The organism is Pseudoclavibacter sp. CFCC 11306, from assembly GCF_008831235.1.
Classification (GTDB): Bacteria; Actinomycetota; Actinomycetes; order Actinomycetales; family Microbacteriaceae; genus Pseudoclavibacter_A.
Window position 1 is genome coordinate 335,198 of sequence record NZ_WBKF01000003.1, and the last position, 18,032, is coordinate 353,229.

12 protein-coding genes are annotated in these 18,032 nt (G+C 66.6%); 3 read left to right on the top strand and 9 right to left on the bottom strand.

The window, feature by feature from the left end:
• Window positions 1-161 precede the first annotated feature (161 nt).
• The 8 genes from F8O09_RS10270 to hisS form a co-directional block, all read right to left on the bottom strand.
• A complete protein-coding gene (locus tag F8O09_RS10270; protein WP_158055220.1) occupies window positions 162-1,580 on the bottom strand; it encodes an NAD(P)/FAD-dependent oxidoreductase in 1,419 nt (472 codons plus the stop codon).
• 75 nt (window positions 1,581-1,655) lie between these two features.
• Window positions 1,656-2,135 carry a DUF501 domain-containing protein gene (locus tag F8O09_RS10275; protein WP_158032167.1) on the bottom strand — a complete coding sequence of 160 codons (480 nt, stop codon included), beginning with the start codon at window positions 2,133-2,135 and terminating at the stop codon, window positions 1,656-1,658.
• A 41-nt stretch (window positions 2,136-2,176) separates the two neighbouring features.
• Window positions 2,177-2,680 carry an FtsB family cell division protein gene (locus F8O09_RS10280; protein WP_158032114.1) on the bottom strand — a complete coding sequence of 168 codons (504 nt, stop codon included), beginning with the start codon at window positions 2,678-2,680 and terminating at the stop codon, window positions 2,177-2,179.
• Between the two features lie 15 nt (window positions 2,681-2,695).
• Entirely contained in the window at window positions 2,696-3,973 is a 1,278-nt protein-coding gene (eno, locus tag F8O09_RS10285) for a phosphopyruvate hydratase (RefSeq protein WP_158032115.1), read from the bottom strand.
• A gap of 336 nt (window positions 3,974-4,309) precedes the next feature.
• Window positions 4,310-5,131, bottom strand: a complete 822-nt coding sequence (locus F8O09_RS10290) for a MetQ/NlpA family ABC transporter substrate-binding protein (RefSeq protein ID WP_158032116.1) — start codon at window positions 5,129-5,131, stop codon at window positions 4,310-4,312.
• Between the two features lie 53 nt (window positions 5,132-5,184).
• Window positions 5,185-5,931, bottom strand: a complete 747-nt coding sequence (locus F8O09_RS10295; protein ID WP_158055221.1) for a methionine ABC transporter permease — start codon at window positions 5,929-5,931, stop codon at window positions 5,185-5,187.
• Window positions 5,928-7,004: a methionine ABC transporter ATP-binding protein gene (locus F8O09_RS10300; protein WP_158055222.1), complete on the bottom strand. Its 1,077-nt coding sequence runs from the start codon at window positions 7,002-7,004 to the stop codon at window positions 5,928-5,930. The genes F8O09_RS10295 and F8O09_RS10300 overlap by 4 nt, the downstream gene beginning before the upstream one ends.
• Window positions 7,005-7,163: 159 nt before the next feature.
• Complete coding sequence (gene hisS / locus F8O09_RS10305) at window positions 7,164-8,519, bottom strand: histidine--tRNA ligase (protein ID WP_158055223.1); 1,356 nt, start codon at window positions 8,517-8,519, stop codon at window positions 7,164-7,166.
• A gap of 184 nt (window positions 8,520-8,703) precedes the next feature.
• Between hisS and F8O09_RS10310 the strand changes: the two genes are divergently transcribed.
• The 3 genes from F8O09_RS10310 to F8O09_RS10320 are packed head-to-tail and all read left to right on the top strand — an operon-like array spanning window position 8,704 to window position 13,077.
• Complete coding sequence (locus tag F8O09_RS10310; RefSeq protein WP_158055224.1) at window positions 8,704-11,178, top strand: ABC transporter ATP-binding protein; 2,475 nt, start codon at window positions 8,704-8,706, stop codon at window positions 11,176-11,178.
• A complete protein-coding gene (locus F8O09_RS10315) occupies window positions 11,178-12,332 on the top strand; it encodes an ABC transporter permease (protein ID WP_158055225.1) in 1,155 nt (384 codons plus the stop codon). The genes F8O09_RS10310 and F8O09_RS10315 overlap by 1 nt, the downstream gene beginning before the upstream one ends.
• Window positions 12,325-13,077, top strand: a complete 753-nt coding sequence (locus tag F8O09_RS10320) for a MazG family protein (RefSeq protein WP_158055226.1) — start codon at window positions 12,325-12,327, stop codon at window positions 13,075-13,077. The genes F8O09_RS10315 and F8O09_RS10320 overlap by 8 nt, the downstream gene beginning before the upstream one ends.
• 763 nt (window positions 13,078-13,840) lie before the next feature.
• On the opposite strand, the gene mfd is transcribed toward F8O09_RS10320, so the two are convergent.
• Window positions 13,841-18,031, bottom strand: a complete 4,191-nt coding sequence (mfd, locus tag F8O09_RS10325; RefSeq protein WP_225732995.1) for a transcription-repair coupling factor — start codon at window positions 18,029-18,031, stop codon at window positions 13,841-13,843.
• Window position 18,032: the final 1 nt, after the last annotated feature.

An 18,032-nucleotide genomic window follows, 5' to 3' on the forward strand; every position in this document is an offset into this window, starting at 1 on the left:
AGTTCTTCGCGCTGGACCACTTCGCCTGCCGCAGCCCTGCGCGGGCCCGGGTACCCGCTCAAACGTGGAGAGGCCCCGCACTTCACAGTGCGGGGCCTCTCCACGTCAGCTCGACAGAACCTGCTGCAACCGCCTACGTCGGTGGCTACCGGCAGCAGGGTCTACTTCGCAGCGGCCTTCTCGGCAGGCTTGGCGTCAGCGGCCTTGTCTGCTGCCTTGCTCTCGGCCGGCTTCTCAGCCTCGGCCGGCTTCGGCCGCGGGCGCGAGGCGAACTCCTCGAAGAAGGCACGAGGCTCGACGCCGTGGCTGGTGGTCGCGAGGTCGCGACCGATCCACATCTGGTGCCACCAGTCGCCGAACACGCGGAACTTGCGCTCCCACATCGGAATCGCCAGACCGTGGTAGCCGCGGTGGAACACCCACGCCGGGAAGCCCTTGAGCGAGAACTTCTTCTGTCCACCCGTGAACACGCCGTTGCCGACGCCCAGACCGGCAACCGCGCCAGCAGGCTTGTGCACATAGTCGATGGGGGCATCGCCACGCAGTGAGGCCACGATGTTCTTGCCCAGGCGTTTCGCCTGACGCACCGCGTGCTGCGCGTTCGGCACGCAGGATCCGTCGAACGGCAGGCCGTTACCGGTCACGTCGGGAACCTGCGTCGAGTCGCCGGCGCCCCACACGTTCTCGAGCACGCCGTCGTCGGTCTCGGCGCGCAGATCGGCGCGCAGGCGCAGACGGCCACGAGGCTCAAGCGGCAGGTCGCTGTTGCGCAGCACCGGGTTGGCCATCTGACCAGCGGTCCAGATGATCACGTCGGTCGGGTACTTGTCACCCTTCGAGGTCTCGACGATGCCGTCGACCGCGCTGGTCACCTGCGTCTCGAGGTGAATCGTCGCGTGCCGGTTCTTGAGGTCGTCGATGACCCACTTCGCGGTTTCGAGCGAAACCTCAGGCATGATGCGGTCAGCGGCCTCGATGAGGTGGAACTCCAGCTCGCTCTCGCTGATCTGCGGGTAGAACTTCAGCAGTTTGGTGGCCAGGCCGCGCACCTCTGCGAAGCCCTCGATACCTGCGAAGCCGCCGCCGACGACGACGAAGGTCAGCAGACGCTGACGCTCGGGGCCGACGGGGAGGTTCGCCGCACGGTCTAAGTTGGTGGTGATCTTGTTGCGAATCCACTCGGCCTCTTCGACCGACTTCAGACCGATCGCGTTCTCGGCGATGCCCGGAATCGGGAAGGTGCGAGAGACAGCGCCCAGCGTGACGACGAGGACGTCATAGTCCAGCTCGTAGGGGGCACCTCCCTCGGCCTGAACGGTGACCTGCTTGTCAGCGTTCGAGATAGCGGTCACCTTGGCGTTGATGAGGTTCGTACGGCTCAGGTGGCGACGGTGCGGCACCAGGACGTGGCGAGGCTCGATCGACCCGGCCGCGACCTCAGGAAGGAAGGGCTGGTAGGTCATATAGGGTCGAGCATCGACCAGAGTTACCTCGGCCTCGCCGGGGTTCAGCAGCTTCTCGAGTGTGCGCGCGGTGTAGAAACCCGCGTAGCCACCACCAATGATCAGGATCTTGGTCACGACGTTCCTTTTGCAGACTTGTTGACGAACATGGATCAATCTACTCCAAAGCGCCTGCGAGGTCTCGGGACCGTCTCAGATTGCATCAGGTTGCACGCGGGGCCGCGCGCAGGTGCCATGGAGGTTGTCCCAGCCTACCTGTTCGAGCACCAGGTCACCGATTGGGTTCACGCCCGGTCCGGCGGCCAGGGCGTGCCCCACCAGCGCGTGCAGACACTTCACACGAGTCGGCATGCCTCCTGCTGAGACGCCGGCGATCTCGGGCACCTCGCCGAACTCTTCGCGGTCGGCGATATAGGCCGCATGCGCATGTCGGTAGCGTTCGGCAAGCTCTTCGTCGGCGGCGAGCATCTCGTTGAAGTCGTTCATGCGTCCGATGGCCTCGAGATTCGAGACCGCAGCGGTCAGCCCCGGATGCGTCAGGTAGTAGAAGGTCGGAAACGGCGTGCCATCGGCCAGCCGCGGGGCGGTGCTGACCACGGTGGGAGTGCCGTCGCCGGTGCGTGCGGCCACCGCGACGACCGACCGTACCGGCCGGCCGAGCTGCTCGCTCATAATCTCGAGGTCGCGCTCGCTCACCTCGTATTGTGCTTCGGTCACTGCTGCTCCTGCTGGTCGTTCTGTCCGCCTTGGTCGCCGTCGTTTGAGGGAGGCTGACCGGCGCCGCTCTGCGTCTGGTCGCCGTCGAGTGGCTGGTCTCCGACACCCGCCTGGACGATCGACGACCCCAACAGATCGGTCCACTTCTGATCGCTGCTGGTCACGCTCTGGCTCGGCGTCTGGTGCGCGCGGTCATCGGCGCTCTTCGCCTGGTCGCCGTCGACCACGACATAGGTCGTCTCGCCCGGCACCACGAAATAGAGGCGTTGGCGCGTCTGCGCGCGAATGTACGCGGGATCGTCCCAGCGTGCACGCTCCTGCTGCAGCTCGCCGAGTTCGCTGCGCTGCTGGTCGACCTCGGCCTGCAGCTGCTGTTTCTGCTGCTGCTGCTCGACGTAGAGGCGAATGTTCGGCGTCAGCAGCAGGGCGGCGGCGACCAGCGCCACCGTGAGAATCACGGGGAACGCTGGAAACCGCCGCCCCTGTCGCTGTTCGCTCATCTGCAGTCGCGCTGCTTACTTCGCAAACCGGGGAAACGCCGTTGCACCTGCGTAGACCGCGCGGTCGCCGAGCTGCTGCTCGATGCGCAGCAGCTGGTTGTACTTGGCGACACGCTCGCTGCGTGCCGGGGCGCCGGTCTTGATCTGACCGCAGTTGGTGGCGACGGCCAGGTCGGCGATCGTGGTGTCTTCGGTCTCGCCCGAGCGATGCGACATCATGGCGCTGTAGCCGTTCGTCTGAGCGAGTTCGACGGCACGCAGCGCCTCGGTGAGCGAACCGATCTGATTCACTTTGACCAGAATCGAGTTGCCCGCCTGGTCGTCGATGCCGCGCTGCAGGCGCTCTGGGTTCGTGACGAACAGGTCGTCGCCCACCAGCTGCACGCGATCGCCGAGCTTGGCGGTCAGGGCGCTCCAGCCGGCCCAGTCGTTCTCATCGAGACCGTCCTCGATCGAGACCACCGGGTACTCGCTGACCAGGCTGTCGTAGTAGTCGATGAGCCACTGCGAATCACGCGATTCGCCTTCGAAGTGATAGCTGCCGTCGCTGAAGAATTCGCTGGATGCGGCGTCGAGTGCCAGCGCGATGTCGCTGCCCAGCTGGTAGCCGGCACGTTCGATCGCCTCGGTGATGACGGCGAAGGCGTCGGCGTTGTGCCCGAGGCTCGGTGCGAAGCCGCCCTCGTCGCCCAGGCCGGTGCTGAGCTTCTGCTCTTTGAGCACCGATTTGAGGGTGTGATAGACCTCGCTGCCCCAGCGCAACGCCTCGGCGAAGCTCTTCGCGCCGATCGGGGCGATCATGAACTCCTGGAAATCGACGTTCGAGTCGGCATGTGCGCCGCCGTTGAGAATGTTCATCATGGGAACGGGCAGAGTGACCGCGGCGTCGCCGCCGACCGAGATGTAGAGCTCCTGCTGCTTCGACAGAGCGTTGGCTCGTGCCACGGCGAGCGATGCGCCGAGAATGGCGTTGGCGCCGAGGCGAGCCTTGTTCGGGGTGCCGTCGAGGGCGATGAGCGCCTCGTCGATGCCCTGCTGGTCTGCGGCGTCACGCCCGGCGAGCAGATCGCTGATCTCGGTGTTCACCGACTCGACTGCGCCCAGCACTCCCTTGCCCAGGTAGCGGTCGCCGCCGTCACGACGCTCCACAGCCTCGAACTGGCCGGTGGACGCACCCGAGGGAACGTCTGCGCGACCGAGGGTGCCGTCGTCGAGGGTGACCTCTGCCTCGACGGTGGGGTTGCCGCGCGAGTCCAGGATCTCGCGTGCTGAAACCGAAACGATGCCTGCCATGCTGAATGCCTCTCAGGGTCTCCGAAGGTGATGTCTTCGGCTCGTGATCTCTGTGTGAAACCCGCGGGCAGCCATGCGCCGCCGCAGAGCGACAGTCGATGCTGATACGGGTTCTCTCAACAGTCTACGTTGTCTTCGCCAGACCCGGCCCACCACCGATGGGTCTCCGGCCCCCGTCGCACGGCGCCCGTCCGCAGAGCACGTTGCCCTGCGCATCCCGCACACGGCACCGCCTCGCCCCGCCACGCCACGCCAGGCCTGCCCCGCCACGCAGAGATGCCCGGGTGCACGCGAACGTGCCCCGGGCATCCGTCGTCAATCAGACGATCGGCGCACTCAGCTGAGCGGCAGCACCTGACCCTGCCAGGTGTCAGAGATGTGCTTCTTCGTCTCATCGCTGGTCAGCAGCTCGTGCAGCTTCTGCACGCGCGCGTCGTCTTTGAGCTCAGGACGAGTCGCCAGCACGTTGGCGTACTTCTCGGTGGTCTCGAGGATGATCGCCTGGTCGGCGGTCAGCCCCGCACCCAGTGCGAACGTCGAGGTGACGAAGGCCGCGTCGATGTTCGAATCGTCGACGGCGCGGGCCAGTGTCGGGTTGTCCAGCTCTTCGAACTTCAGCTCTCGCGGGTTCGATGAGATCTCGCTCGCCGAGGTGGCTCCCTCGGGAATCTCGATCACCTTGTTCGCAGCGAGCAGCTCGAGTGCGCGACCCTCGTTGGTCGGGTCATTGGGAATGGCCACCGTGCTGCCGTTCTCCAGCGCGTCGAGACTGTCAACCTTCTTCGAGTAGAAACCGGCGGCCGGCAGGTAGATCGTGCCGACGCTCACCAGATCAGTGCCGTTGCTCTTGTTCGAGTTGTCGAGGAAGGCCTGGTGCTGAAACAGGTTGGCGTCGACCGAGCCGTCTGCGAGCGCAGGGTTCGGCGTGTTGTAGTCGCTGAACTCGACGTACTGCAGGTCGAGCCCGGCGTCTTTCGCCTGGCCGTCGGCAACGAACTTGAGAATGTCACCGGCCGGAGTGGGCAGCGCGCCGACCTTGATCGTGCCCAGGCTGCTGCCGTCGTTCGACGACCCAGACCCACTGCTGCAGGCCGTCATGCTGACCGCCGCGGCAACGATGGCACCGGCTGCGAGCAGTCGTTTGGTGAGTCTGTTCATGATGTGTCTCTCCTGTTTTCTTATTGGTCGAACGGGTTTCGAGCGCCTGGCGTTCAGGCGGTCTCGAGGTTTTTCTGCACGGTCTCGGTGCGTCCTGCGTCTTGGCGGCTCAGCCGGCGGGCGGCGAAGTTCGCGATGAGCTGGGCGATCTGCACGATGGCGAAGAGCACGACGATCACGACGACCACATGCATCCAGCTGTAGCGCTGCCAGCCATAGCTCAGCGCGACGTTGCCCAGCCCGCCGCCGCCGACCACGCCGACCATCGCCGAGAAGTTGACGATCGACGTGAACGTGGTGGCCAGGCCGAGCACGATCGCCGGCATCGCCTCAGGCAGAATCACACGGCGCACGAGCTGCCAGCGACTCGCGCCCAGCGACTCGGATGCCTCGAACAGCCCTGGGTCGACCTCTTTGACCGCGATCTCGACGAGCCGCGCGAAGAAGGGAATCGCCACCAGCGTGAGCGGCACGATCGCCGGGCCGGTGCCGATGAACGACCCGACCAGCCACCGGGTCACGGGGATGAGCGCGATCATCAGAATCACGAACGGCACCGATCGCCCCAGGTTCACGATGAAAGAGAGCACGGCGTTCAACACGCGAGCCAGCGCACGCGAGCCGAAGATGCTGCTCAGAAAGCCGTTGCGTTCGGTGGCCACGAGCAGCACGCCGAGCGGCAGCCCCACGATCACGGTGATGATCGTCGCGATCAGCACCATGTACAGGGTCTCGCCGGTGCCTTCGAGCACCACGTCGAAGAGATTCGGCCAGAATTTCGGGTCGTTCATGTCAATCATCGGCCGGCCTCCTCATCGGTGTACGCCGTTTCGGGGTTCGCGATGTGCGCGGCGGACGACGCGGACGCGGCGGCTCCGCCCGAAAGCACATCGACGATCAGCCCTTCTGCCTTGAGCTCTGCGATCGCGGCCTCTGCCTCGGCACCGACTACAGGCAGCGCGAGCCGTGTGCGGCCGACCGACTGGCCGGCGATGCGCTCGATCATCGCTCCGAGGATGCTGACGTCGAGACTGCGTCGGCGTGCGAGCCGTGCGATGACGGCCTGACCGACCTCACCGCCGCCAAAGGTGACATCGACGACGGTCTGCCCGAGCGCGCTCGATGCCTCCGCCTGATCGACGCCGAGGGGGAAGAGCTCGCGCGCGAGCTTCGACCCTGGAGTCGCGATCAGATCGAGAAGCCGCCCCTGCTCGAGTATGCGACCGTGCTCCATCAGCGCAGCCGAGTCGCATACCCCCTTGACGACGTCCATCTCGTGGGTGATGAGCAGCACGGTCAGCCCGAGTTCGCGATTGATGCGGCGAAAGAGCTCGAGAATCGAACGCGTGGTTGCGGGGTCGAGTGCGCTCGTCGCCTCGTCAGAGAGCAGAACCTTCGGTTCGCCTGCGAGCGCCCGTGCGATGCCCACGCGCTGCTTCTGCCCGCCCGAGAGCTGCGCCGGATAGTGCCCGCCGCGATCGGCAAGGCCCACCAGATCGAGCATGTCGCGAGCTCGCGAGGAACGCTCACGGCCGCGCACGCCGACGGCTTCGAGCGCGAACTCGACGTTCTGCTGCACCGTTCGGTTGCCCACCAGGTTGAAGTGCTGAAACACCATGCCGATCTCATGACGGGCAGCACGCAGGGCACTGCCGGTCAGCGCGGTGACTTCGCGATCGCCCACGATGACGCTGCCGCGATCGGGGCGCTCCAGCGCGTTGATCGTGCGCAGCAGCGTGCTCTTGCCAGCGCCGCTCTGCCCGATTACCCCGAAGATTTCGCCGTCGGCGACGGTGAGGCTCACGTCGTCGAGCGCGTGCACGGCGGCAGCACCCGAGCCGTAGGTTTTGTAGAGATGAGAAGCGGTGATCACTCGCAAAGATTAGCCGTACTGGGCCACGAGCCCCCAATCACGACCGAGAATGTGACGGAGTGTGACGTTTCCCGCACCTGCGAACGATGCACGCAGCAGGAGGCCGGGCGTGCACGAACGCAGCTCGAGATTCCGTCGTCGTTCAGACGTTCATCGCGCTCAGCCCAGCGAGCGCACCTCGATCTCGGCGAGTGACGTGGCATCCGCCGGAACGCGTGCGAAGTGCGTGTACCCGTCGGCCGCCAGCTCGTCGAGCAGCCTGCCCGCCTTCTTGGGCTCGGTGACAATGTCGACACGTGTGTGGTCGGTCTGCGCGAGAGCCTGCGCCTTGATCACGATGAGATTCGCGGCAGCGGCTCTGCGGTCGGCGAGCAGCACGAGGCCGCCCTCGGGGCCCGACGCCGAATCGTCGACGAGATCGATGATGCGCTCGAAGCCGATCGAGAACCCGGCTGCCGGAACCTGCTGCCCCAAGAAGCGTCCGATCATGCCGTCGTAGCGGCCGCCGCCGCCGACGGACGACTTCGACGAGGGGTGCGAGATCTCGAAGATCGTACCGGTGTAGTAGCCCATGCCGCGCACGAGGGTCGGGTCGAAGACGAGCTTCGCTGCTGCCGGCGCGCCCTTGCGGCGCACACCGGCGGCAGCAGCCGTGGTTGCGGCGGATGCGTCGCCCGCGGTCGTCGCAGCGAGTGCGTCTGCGATGGTGACCAGATTCTCCACCGCCGCGGGTGCCTCAATGTCGCCGAGCGCCGTCGTGATCGCCTCGCGGCTGAGCGGCTGCAGCCCGAGCTGTTCCACACGCTCGAGAAAGCCTCCCAGACGCTCTGCCTGGGCGCCAAGGCCGGCGTCACGCAGTTCGGCGAGCACGCCATCGGCACCGATCTTGTCGAGCTTGTCGATGCTGATCAGCACGCGAGCGGTATCGGCCTCGGCAAAGCCCGAGTCGGCCAGAATCGCATTGAGGATGCCGCGGTCGTTGATGCGGATGGTCGCCCCGGTGAGCCCCAGCTCAGCGAGCGCCGCCGAGGTCGCGGTGATGAGTTCGAGCTCGGCGAGCACGCTCGGCTCGCCCAGAATGTCGATGTCGCACTGTACGAACTGGCGGTAGCGGCCCTTCTGCGGGCGCTCGGCCCGCCAGACCGGACCGGCCTGAATCGAACGGAACACCTTAGGCAGCTCGGCGTGATGCGAGGCGTAGTAGCGCGCCAGAGGCACGGTCAGGTCGAAGCGCAGGCCGAGATCTGAGAGGTCGGCTTCGTCGCCCGTCTCAAGCGCGTGCTGCAGCTTCTCGGGGGTGAGCCCGCGACGCAGCACGCGAAAGGCCAGTTTTTCGTTGTCGCCACCCATGCCCGAGGTCAGCCTGCTCAGCTCTTCGAGCACCGGCGTCTCGATCTGGGTGAACCCGTGTCGACGGTAGGTGTCGAGAATCGTGGACAGCACACGCTCTCGGCGTGCTTTGTCAGCGGGCAGGAAGTCGCGCATGCCGCGAGGCGGATTGATCTGCTGAGCCATGATTGTCTATCATGCCACGCGCCGACCGGTCGGCTGCTCCGAAAGCCGGTGCAGAACGCCTGCGCGCTGTGGATTTCACACGCGGAATGTGCGGGGCACGCCGAAGAGGAACAGAGTATGTCAGAGGTTCATGCTTAGGCTGAATGTTCAGACAGGTGTCTGAACCCGATCAGTGAGGCGGAGCATGGCGAACAACGAGAACGACGCGCACGAGCACAAGCGCGGTCTTTTCGGCTGGCGCAAGCGCACCAAGGCCGAGACGACCGTCGAGGTGCCCGAGCCTGGCCCCTCCGCGGTCGATGCCGATCGGCCTGCGAACGAACCGCATCCACAGACGGCGCCCATCGGCGAGCCCGAGGGCTTCATCGCATCCGCTGACCCAGTCGACCCGCAGTCGATCGACGTACCCGAAGCCGACGCTGACGGCGGTTCAGCCGCAGGTGGGCAGAAGCCCGACGTGCCGAGTGCGGCTGAGGCCGGCCTCGACGCGCACGGCCCGCAGGTCTCCGGTGCGGCGACACAGCCGGGTGATCGGTTCGTTCCGCCGGCGATGCCCGAGCGCCCCGTCTATGACAGCGGTCAGGCTGCGGCGGATGCTGCCCGCATCCTGCGTGCGGCTCGCGCCCGCCGGCCCGCTGGAGCACCCGACCCGCTGCATGAGCATCATGAGGGTGCGGCCGATGTCGCTGACGCGGTGAAACCCGCCGACGTCGATGCCGCCAAGCCCAATGCCTCAGAGACCTCGAATGCGGCCTCGACGACCCTTGCTGAGACACAGCCCGATGACGTGACAGCAGTCGAGGAACAGACCTCCGAGAGCGGCGATGCAGCTGCAGGCACCCTGGCCTCGGCTGTCGCGACCCCGTCCACGGGCGAAGCAGCAAAGGCGTCAGCGTCTGAGCCCTCTGCGAATGCAGCATCGTCTGCGCCCGCAGCAGCAGCACCGGCGCCAGAGCGCCTAAAGGAATCAGAGAGTTCAGAGAACTCAGAGGAAGACGCACCGACCCCAGTGACCGAGCCGAATCCGATCGCCCCGCAAGAGGCCGCGGCGAGCGCACTCCTCGCGCAGCAGAGTGACGACACCGAGCAGCCTCAGCTCGGCGGATCCCCCCGCACCACACCGACGTACGATCCAGACGTCGACGTCGATACACATCCGTCGGCGCTTCCGCTGATTGCGACGCCGATCTCGCTCGACGACGCACCGGCAGCTGCTGAGTCATCTGCGAGCGAGGCGCCTGCGACGGCAGAGCCTGCTGCAGCAGCGAAATCCGCATCGCGGCCTTCGCCGTTCGAGGCAGCGACCGCACGTATGGCTGCGGCATCTCCCCGTGATGCGTCAGTCGCCGATGCGGCAGCCGAGTTCGCCGAGCAGCCCACCGCTGAGGTTCCCGAAGAGGCAGTCGAAGCGGCCCCGCGATCAGGTGACCGGGACGACGCGCCCCATACCGCATCCACACGCCAGCTCGACCCGAGTGTGACCGCGGCCGCGACTCAGACGTCGGCCGAAGACGATGGGCTCGAGCCTTCGTCGGCGCCGCTCATCACCGAACGCAACGTCGAAGTGCGCCACCTGCAGCGGTCGTTCGGCCGCAAGAACCGGGCGCTGATCGATGTCAGCTTCACCGCCCGCTCAGGGCATGTCACCGCTCTGGTCGGCGTGAACGGCGCAGGCAAGAGCACAGTGCTGCAGATTCTTGCGACACTGCTCAAGCCTCAGAACGGCGAGGTGCGCATCAACGGCATCGACGCCGTGGCCCGCCCGCAGGACGCCCGCTCGTCGATCGGATGGGTGCCCGACCACATTCCGCTGTGGCCGCGCATGACCGTGCGGCACACGCTGCAGACCTTCGCCCGGCTCTACGGGTTGCCTCGGGCCGAGGCACGCAAACGCACGATCGACCTGATGACCAAGACCGGTCTCAACGATGTGGCCAAGCGTCAGGCGCGTCAGCTCTCGCGAGGTCAGCGTCAGCTGCTCTCGCTGGCGCGGGCGCTCGTGCACGACCCGCAGGTGCTGCTGCTCGACGAGCCCACGTCAGGTCTCGACAACATCAGCCGCGATCGCGTCCAGGCCGCGCTGCGTCAGCTCGCCGACGAGGGCAAGACGGTGGTCATCTCGACCAACTGGTTCGAAGGCCTCGACGACTACGCCGACCACGTCGTCTATCTCACCGAAGGCGTCAGCGCTTCGTCAGCCGAGGTCAATCAGGCCGCGACCGCACCGCGCGCGTGGCGCATCCGCAGTCTCGACCCACAGGCGCTGCTTGAGGCGCTGCAGCGGTTCGAGACGCCGTTCGATCTCGACCCGGTCACGCAGGCCGTCGAAGTGCTGATGGGCAGCGATGAGGCGGCGAACCTGCTGCTCGCCCGGCTTGTGATCGCCGGAGTTCCGGTACACGATTACAGTCCGGCGTTCAGCGCGACCGAGCAGACGTTCCGGGCGCTGCAGCAGCAGGCTCCGTCTGACACCACCGAGTCGGTGCTCGACGCGCTCGGCGCGAAGCCAGACGACTCGGCTGACGCCTCCGTCGGCGGTGCCGCTGACGATAGCGACGGGCCGGCTGAAGCCTCGCACGAGAGGCCTCGTAAGGGCCGAGGCAAGGGCGCAGGTCGCACCCCGACCGACCGATCCGACCGCAAAGGAGGTGACCGCTGATGCTCACACTCATCGGCCTCGAGCTGCGACAGCGTATGCGCGGGTCTGGGTGGCTCCCACTGCTGATCATCTGGCTGCTCGCAATCGGCGGGCTCACCGCCGGCGCCTACTTCATCAGCCAGAGCAACGGCCAGACCATGGGCGCGTGGCTGTTCTCGCTGATCCTGTACTTCACGCTGTTCCTTGCCGCCGTCGTGGTGCCCGCACTGGGCGGCGGGTCGATCAACGGCGACCGTGAGAGCGGAGTGCTCACACTCGTGCAGACCGCGCCGGTGTCGGCTGCCACCATTGTCTGGGCCAAGGCGTTCGCCGCTTGGATCGCCTCGCTCGTATTGGTCCTGGTTGCGCTGCCGTTCCTGCTCTTCGCAGCGGTCATCGGCAATGTCGGCTGGATCATCGTGGTGCCCGCGTTAGTCGTGCTCTTCTTGGAGCTCGCCTTTTTCTCGGCCATCTCGGTCGCGTTCTCGGGCATCTTCAGCCGCGCCGGTGCCGCGACCGCGATGTCATACCTCGTGATCGCGCTGTTGAGCGTCGGCTCCGTCTTCGCATTCAACATCGGCTCTGCCCTGCTGACCAGCGAGCGCACCGTCCAGGTGAACACGCACGTCACAGCCTCAAGCCAGCAGAGTGGTTCGGCTGCAGACGGGTCGAACGGCCAGCCTGGTGCTGACGGCGAGGCGGGCGGCGACGCGCAGTCGCAGGGCGAGGGAGCATCCGCCGACGGCACGCAGCCCGGCGAGGGCACGCAGAGCCGACGCTGCCAGGTCGTCTCTGAGCAGCGCAGCTATCAGCGCCCCGATCTGGTCTGGCCTGTGCTGGCCGCAAACCCGTTCGTCATTCTGGCGGATGCCACCCCCGCCCGCTTCGGGCATGGTGACGCCGGAACTGCGGTCGGGTACCCGACGAACCTGCTGACCACGCTCAAGGTCGAACTGCGCAAGGCGCAGCACTCGGCGATTCCGGTCGAGACGATCGAGGAGTGCGAGTGGTCGGCCGACGCGAAGACTCCCGAGCAGCAGATGGCCGGCACGCAGCCGGTGTGGTTCTGGGGCATCGCAGGGCAGGTCGTGCTCTCACTGATTCTGCTCGGGTGGGCCACGTCGCGCACCCGCGCACCGTACCGCAACTCTGCGAAGGGGCAGCGCATTGGCTGACTCACTGTTCTCGAACGCGGCCGACGCGGCCGATCATCCGGGGCTCGACGGACTGGTCGACACGGTCGACACACTCCTCGAAGAGGGCGGCTGCCCATGGGATCGCGAGCAGACCCACCGCTCGCTCGCGAAGTACCTGCTCGAAGAGACCTACGAGGCACTCGATGCGATCGAGACCGACGACGGGTCTGAGCAGGCGACCGCCGCGCTGAAAGAGGAGCTCGGAGACGTGCTCTACCAGGTGCTCTTTCACGCGCGCCTCGCCCAGACCGAGGGGCGGTTCGACATCGACGACCTCGCGGCCGCGGTCGACAAGAAGATGCGCGATCGGCATCCGCACGTCTTCGGCGATGCGCACGCCGAGACTGCCGACGATGTGGTTGCGGTGTGGGATGCGGCCAAGGCCCGCGAGAAGAGCGAGCGCACCAGTGTGCTCGATGGGATTCCACAGGATCTGCCCGCGCTCGCACTCGCTGACAAGGTCATCGGTCGCGCGCACAAGTTGGGGCTGCTCGATGCGACCCAGCCCGGAGCGTTTCAGCTCGAAGACGAAGACGACTTGGGAAAGCTGCTGCTCGCAATCGTGGCGTCGGCAAAGGCGTCCGGGCTCGATTCGGAGCGGGCGCTGCGCTCGACGCTGCGTGATTTCCAAGGCGAGATTCATGCGGCCGAGCAGGCCGGCTCTGATGCCGGAGTCATCGGCGTGACCGGCGACAGCACGGGCAGCGACAGCGCAGGCGAGTAGTACTGGGCTGGCAGGTAGTACGGGGCTGGAAACGGTACTGGGCTAGCAAGTGGTACCGGGCTAGCGAGTGGTACCGGGCGGCGGCACTGGCAGAGAGCACGGGGCTGCGGTTTCTGCACACTCGCGCGTGGTCGCCCCTCCCCTTCAGCAGGTTCTACACACTCGAGCCCAGCCGCCAGCCCCACTCGACAGATTCTGCACACTCGAACCCGAGCATCCCCTCCCATTCGACAAGTTCCACACACTCGGGGGCTCAAACACACCAGCCCTCACTCGCCGACCGCCGAAAGTGCAAAACCTGCGACCATCAGCAAACGAAGCTCGCAAGTTCTACACGCTCGCCTCGCATTCAGCAGGTTCTACACACTCGAGTTCAGCCACGGGCTCCATTCGACAGATTCTGCAGACTCGAGCCAGAGCATCCACCCCACTCAGCAGGTTCTGCACACTCGCAGCCAGCCACCGACCCCATTCAGCAGGTTCTGCACACTCGCGGTCAACCGCACATATTCAGTGCACTATCCCAGTGCACTATGTCTCATCCCCGGTCGCCCGCCGCATCCAGCCGCCGCAAATGCTGCACCACCGCATCCAGACATGGAACTTGGCATGCCTCGATCGCCTAGAGCGACAATTCCCATGTATCGATCGAGAAAGACAGCATTCTCCATGTCTCGATCGGCAGAAACAGCATTTCCCATGCCTCGGTCCCGCCCCAGCCTGGAATTACAGCAGTCCAAGACCAGAAACAGCCCCGCCAGAATCAGAAGTCGTCGGCCTTGCGCCGGCGAGCCCTGCGTTCGCGCGCGCGCGCATCGGCCGCGGCACGACGGGCGGCGGCTCGCTCCTCGAAGGTCTGTGGCCGGGCAACGCCCGAATCACGGTCTGAGGCAGATGATGTGGATGCTCCGCTCTCCCCCGCCTCCCCACGTGCGCTGGTCTGAGCGTGGGTTTCAGAAGCCGAGCCAGCCTCTGAAGGCCGAGAAGCGGCCGATGCGCTGCGACCCTGACGTCCTGCGCCCGCAGCACGAGATCCCTTCGACGCCGAATCGCCACTGCCGGCCCGTCTGGCACTGGTGCGCGCAGAACCAGTGCCACGTCGACTCCCAGTCTGACCTGCGGCACCGCTCTCAGCGCCAACACCTGCCCCGCTTGGAGCACCAACACCGCCAGCACTCCCCCCAATGCCGGCACCGCTGCTCTCAGCCCCAGCGTCAGAGCCCTCAATCGCAGCAGCGACCGGAGCCTCGATCACTTCGAGACTGACCAGAACTCCGGTCACCCAGTCGACCAGCGGCTGCACATCGTCCAAGCCCAGCAGCTCTTCGGGCACGGTGATCAGCACACCGCCGCCCGCGGGCAGCATCGTGTACGAGCCGTAGAGTCGGCGCAGGCGCATCTGCAGCGAATCGCTCAGCTCCAGCGGCGCGAGGCGCAGCCGGCCGCTCACCGCGATGACCTCGGCCAGCCCGGAGCCCGCGAGCGCGCGCCGCAGACGCGACACCGAGATGAGATTGCGCACCGGCAGCGGCAGCCTGCCGTAGCGGTCTTCGAACTCCTCGACCACCGCGTCGATGGCGCCGTCGCGCCCGGTCGGGCTCGAGGCGGTCGCCAGCTTCTGATAGGCCTCGAGGCGAAGCCGCTCCGAGTCGACGTAGTCGGTCGGAATGTGCGCATCGACAGGAAGCTCGAGCCGAAGCTCGATCTGCTCCGCGGCATCCCCGCCTTTGAACGCGTCGACGGCCTCGCCGACCATCCGCAGGTACAGGTCGAACCCGACTCCCGCGATGTGTCCGCTCTGCTCGCCGCCCAGCAGGTTGCCCGCACCGCGCAGCTCCAGGTCTTTCATCGCGACCTGCATGCCGGCGCCGAGCTCGTTGTTCGCAGCGATCGTCTCAAGCCGGTCGTGGGCGGTGTCGGTCAGCGTCTTCTCCGGGTCGTACAGGAAGTACGCGTAGGCACGCTCGCGCCCGCGCCCCACACGACCGCGCAGCTGGTGCAGCTGCGACAGACCATAGCGCTGTGCATCGTCGACGATCAGCGTGTTCGCATTCTGAATGTCCATGCCGGTCTCGATGATCGTGGTCGAGACGAGCACGTCGAACTTCTGCTCCCAGAAGTCGACGATGACCCGCTCCAGCTCGCTCTCGCCCATCTGCCCGTGTGCGACGCCGACGCGTGCCTCGGGCACCAGCTCGGCGATGTGCGCCGCAGCCTTGGCGATGTCGCCGACACGGTTGTGCACATAGAACACCTGCCCCTCGCGCAGCAGCTCGCGCCGCACCGCCGCGGCGACCTGCTTGTCGCTGAACGCCCCCACATACGTGAGCACCGGGTGACGTGACTCGGGCGGTGTCGCGAGCGTTGACATCTCGCGGATGCCCGTGACGGCCATCTCCAAGGTGCGCGGAATCGGCGTGGCGCTCATCGAGAGCACGTCCACATTCGTCTTCAGCTCTTTGAGACGCTCTTTGTGCTCGACGCCGAAGCGCTGCTCCTCATCGATGATCACCAGCCCGATCTTCTTGAAGTGGACGCTCTTGCTCAGAATGCGGTGGGTGCCGATCACCATGTCGACCGACCCGTCGGCGAGCCCCGCGATCGTATCGGCGGTCTCTTTCGCCGTCTGAAAACGCGAGAGCGTGCGCAGCTTCACCGGGAACCCCGCATACCGCTCGGCGAACGTCTCGGCGTGCTGCTGCGCAAGCAGTGTGGTCGGCACCAGCATCGCGACCTGGTAGCCGTCCTGAATCGCTTTGAACGCCGCACGCACCGCGACCTCGGTCTTGCCGAAGCCGACGTCGCCGGCGAGCAGGCGGTCCATGGGCATCTCGCGCTCCATGTCGTGCTTGACCTCGTCGATGGTCTGCAGCTGATCAGGCGTCTCGGCGTATGGAAAGGCCTCTTCGAGCTCGTGCTGCCAGGGGGTGTCGGGCCCGAAGGCGTGCCCTTTCGCCCGGGTGCGCTCGGCGTAGAGCTTCACCAGCCCGACCGCGATCTCCCGCACCGCCTTGCGTGCCTTGCTCTTGGTGCGCGACCAGTCCGAGCCGCCGAGCTTCGACAGCGTCGGGTCTTCCCCGCCCACATACCGCGTCAGCTGGTCGAGCTGGTCGGTCGGCACGTAGAGCCGGTCGCCCGGGTGCCCCTTCTTGCTCGGTGCGTACTCGATCACGAGGTATTCGCGCAGATGCCGGCCGTCACGCCCGCCGACCTCGCGGCTGGTCAGCTCGATGAACCGGCCGATGCCGTGCTTGTCGTGCACGACCAGGTCTCCGGGCTTCAGCTGCAGCGGATCGACCGTCTTGCGTCGCCGGCTCGCCAGCTTCTTCGGCTGGCCGCGGTTGTAGCTGGCAGTGCGCCCGAAGAACTCGGCCTCGGTGATCAGCGCCAGCCGTTCGTCGGCGAGCTCCCAGCCCTCGTCGACGTCGGCCACGAGGATGCTGGCCACGCCCGCCTCGATGGCTCCGGCGGATGCGGGGCGCGCGGCGACCTCCTGATCGGCAAGCAGCTGCATGGTGCGGGCGGCCGTGCCCTTCGCAGCCGCCGTGATCACCACGCGCCAGCCGTCAGAGAGCAGAGCGCGAACATGCTCGACCGCACCGTTTGCGTCGCCTGCGAAGCTCGGCACGGCCCGCGCGACCACGGGCACCGATCCGGCGGGCGCGTCTGCGGCATCCGCCCCACCCGTGTCGGCGCCGGCGATCTCGCTGTCGAACGGCGACAGCTGCCACCAGTGGCGTGGAGACGCCGCCTTGCGCAGCGCGTCCAGGTCGAGATACTCGCCGGCGCTGAGGTCGATCGGCGCTTCGGCTCCGGCGACTGCGGCACTCCACGCCGCCTCGAGAAACTCGCGGTTGGTCGCGACCAGATTCTCGGCGCGGGTACGGGCTCGCTCCGGGCTCACGACGGCGACGACGGCATCGCGCGCGAGGTAGTCGGTGATCGGCACGAGATGATCGTCGAGCGCGGGAGCCAGCGATTCCATGCCCTCGACCGGAATGCCCTGCGAGAGCTTCTCGAGCATGCCCGAGAGGTTCGGGAACTCGTGCTGCATCTCGGCGGCGCGCTGACGCACGTGCTCGGTGAGCAGCAGCTCGCGGCTGGCGCCGATGTCGACATGGTCGAGCTGCTGTTCGTCAGTGCGCTGGTCGGCCACGTGGAACGGCTTGATCGTGTCGACCTCGTCACCGAACAGCTCGATGCGCACCGGGTAGTCGGCGGTCGGCGGGAACACGTCGATGATTCCGCCGCGCACGGTGAACTCGCCGCGACGGGTGACCAGGTCGACGCGTGCGTAGGCCATCTCGACGAGGCGGGTGGCGAACTCTTCGAGCGGGTGGTCCTCGCCCACCGCGACATGCAGTGGGCGAATGCTGGCGAGGTTGTCGGCGACCGGCTGCAGTGCCGCTCGCACACTCGCGATCACGATCTGCACCTGCGGCTGGGCCGCAGCCGCGCCGCCCTCTGCAGCCGGGGTCTGCTCGGAGCTCGAAGAGGCATCCGCCTCACCGTCTGCACCGCGCGCTTCGCGCCAGTCGGCGAGTGAGCGCAGCACCTCGAGACGCTGCCCGGTGACCTGCGGCGACGGGCTCAGCCGCTCGTGTGGCAGGGTCTCCCACGCCGGCAGCTCCTGCACCGAGGCTTCTGGCAGCAGTTCGCGCAGGGCGCGCAGCAGCACGTCGGCCTCACGCCCCGTCGGCGTGACGATCAGGTACTGACCCCCGGCGTTCTCCGCAGCGAGGTCGCCTGAGTACTCGTCGATCATCGCCGCCAGCAGCGCCGTGCGCAGCCTCTCGATGCCGACGACGTTCAGGTCGCGTTCGTCGATCGCTTCGCGCACTCGTTGAAAGGCCTCGGTGCCTGCGAAGGCTCGAGTGATCGACTCTGCGTGATCCGGCAGCACGAAGGCCGCCTCAGCTGCTTCGGTCTCGGCGTTCCTGCGCTTGGCTGCCATA

Bases quoted from the DNA above. Each gene is read 5' to 3' on its own strand.
- F8O09_RS10280 (WP_158032114.1), bottom strand. From the start codon at position 2,680: ATGAGCGAACAGCGACAGGGGCGGCGGTTTCCAGCGTTCCCCGTGATT.
- F8O09_RS10310 (WP_158055224.1), top strand. From the start codon at position 8,704: ATGGCGAACAACGAGAACGACGCGCACGAGCACAAGCGCGGTCTTTTC.
- F8O09_RS10295 (WP_158055221.1), bottom strand. From the start codon at position 5,931: ATGATTGACATGAACGACCCGAAATTCTGGCCGAATCTCTTCGACGTG.
- eno (WP_158032115.1), bottom strand. From the start codon at position 3,973: ATGGCAGGCATCGTTTCGGTTTCAGCACGCGAGATCCTGGACTCGCGC.
- F8O09_RS10275 (WP_158032167.1), bottom strand. From the start codon at position 2,135: ATGAGCGAGCAGCTCGGCCGGCCGGTACGGTCGGTCGTCGCGGTGGCC.
- mfd (WP_225732995.1), bottom strand. From the start codon at position 18,031: ATGGCAGCCAAGCGCAGGAACGCCGAGACCGAAGCAGCTGAGGCGGCC.
- F8O09_RS10315 (WP_158055225.1), top strand. From the start codon at position 11,178: ATGCTCACACTCATCGGCCTCGAGCTGCGACAGCGTATGCGCGGGTCT.
- hisS (WP_158055223.1), bottom strand. From the start codon at position 8,519: ATGGCTCAGCAGATCAATCCGCCTCGCGGCATGCGCGACTTCCTGCCC.
- F8O09_RS10290 (WP_158032116.1), bottom strand. From the start codon at position 5,131: ATGAACAGACTCACCAAACGACTGCTCGCAGCCGGTGCCATCGTTGCC.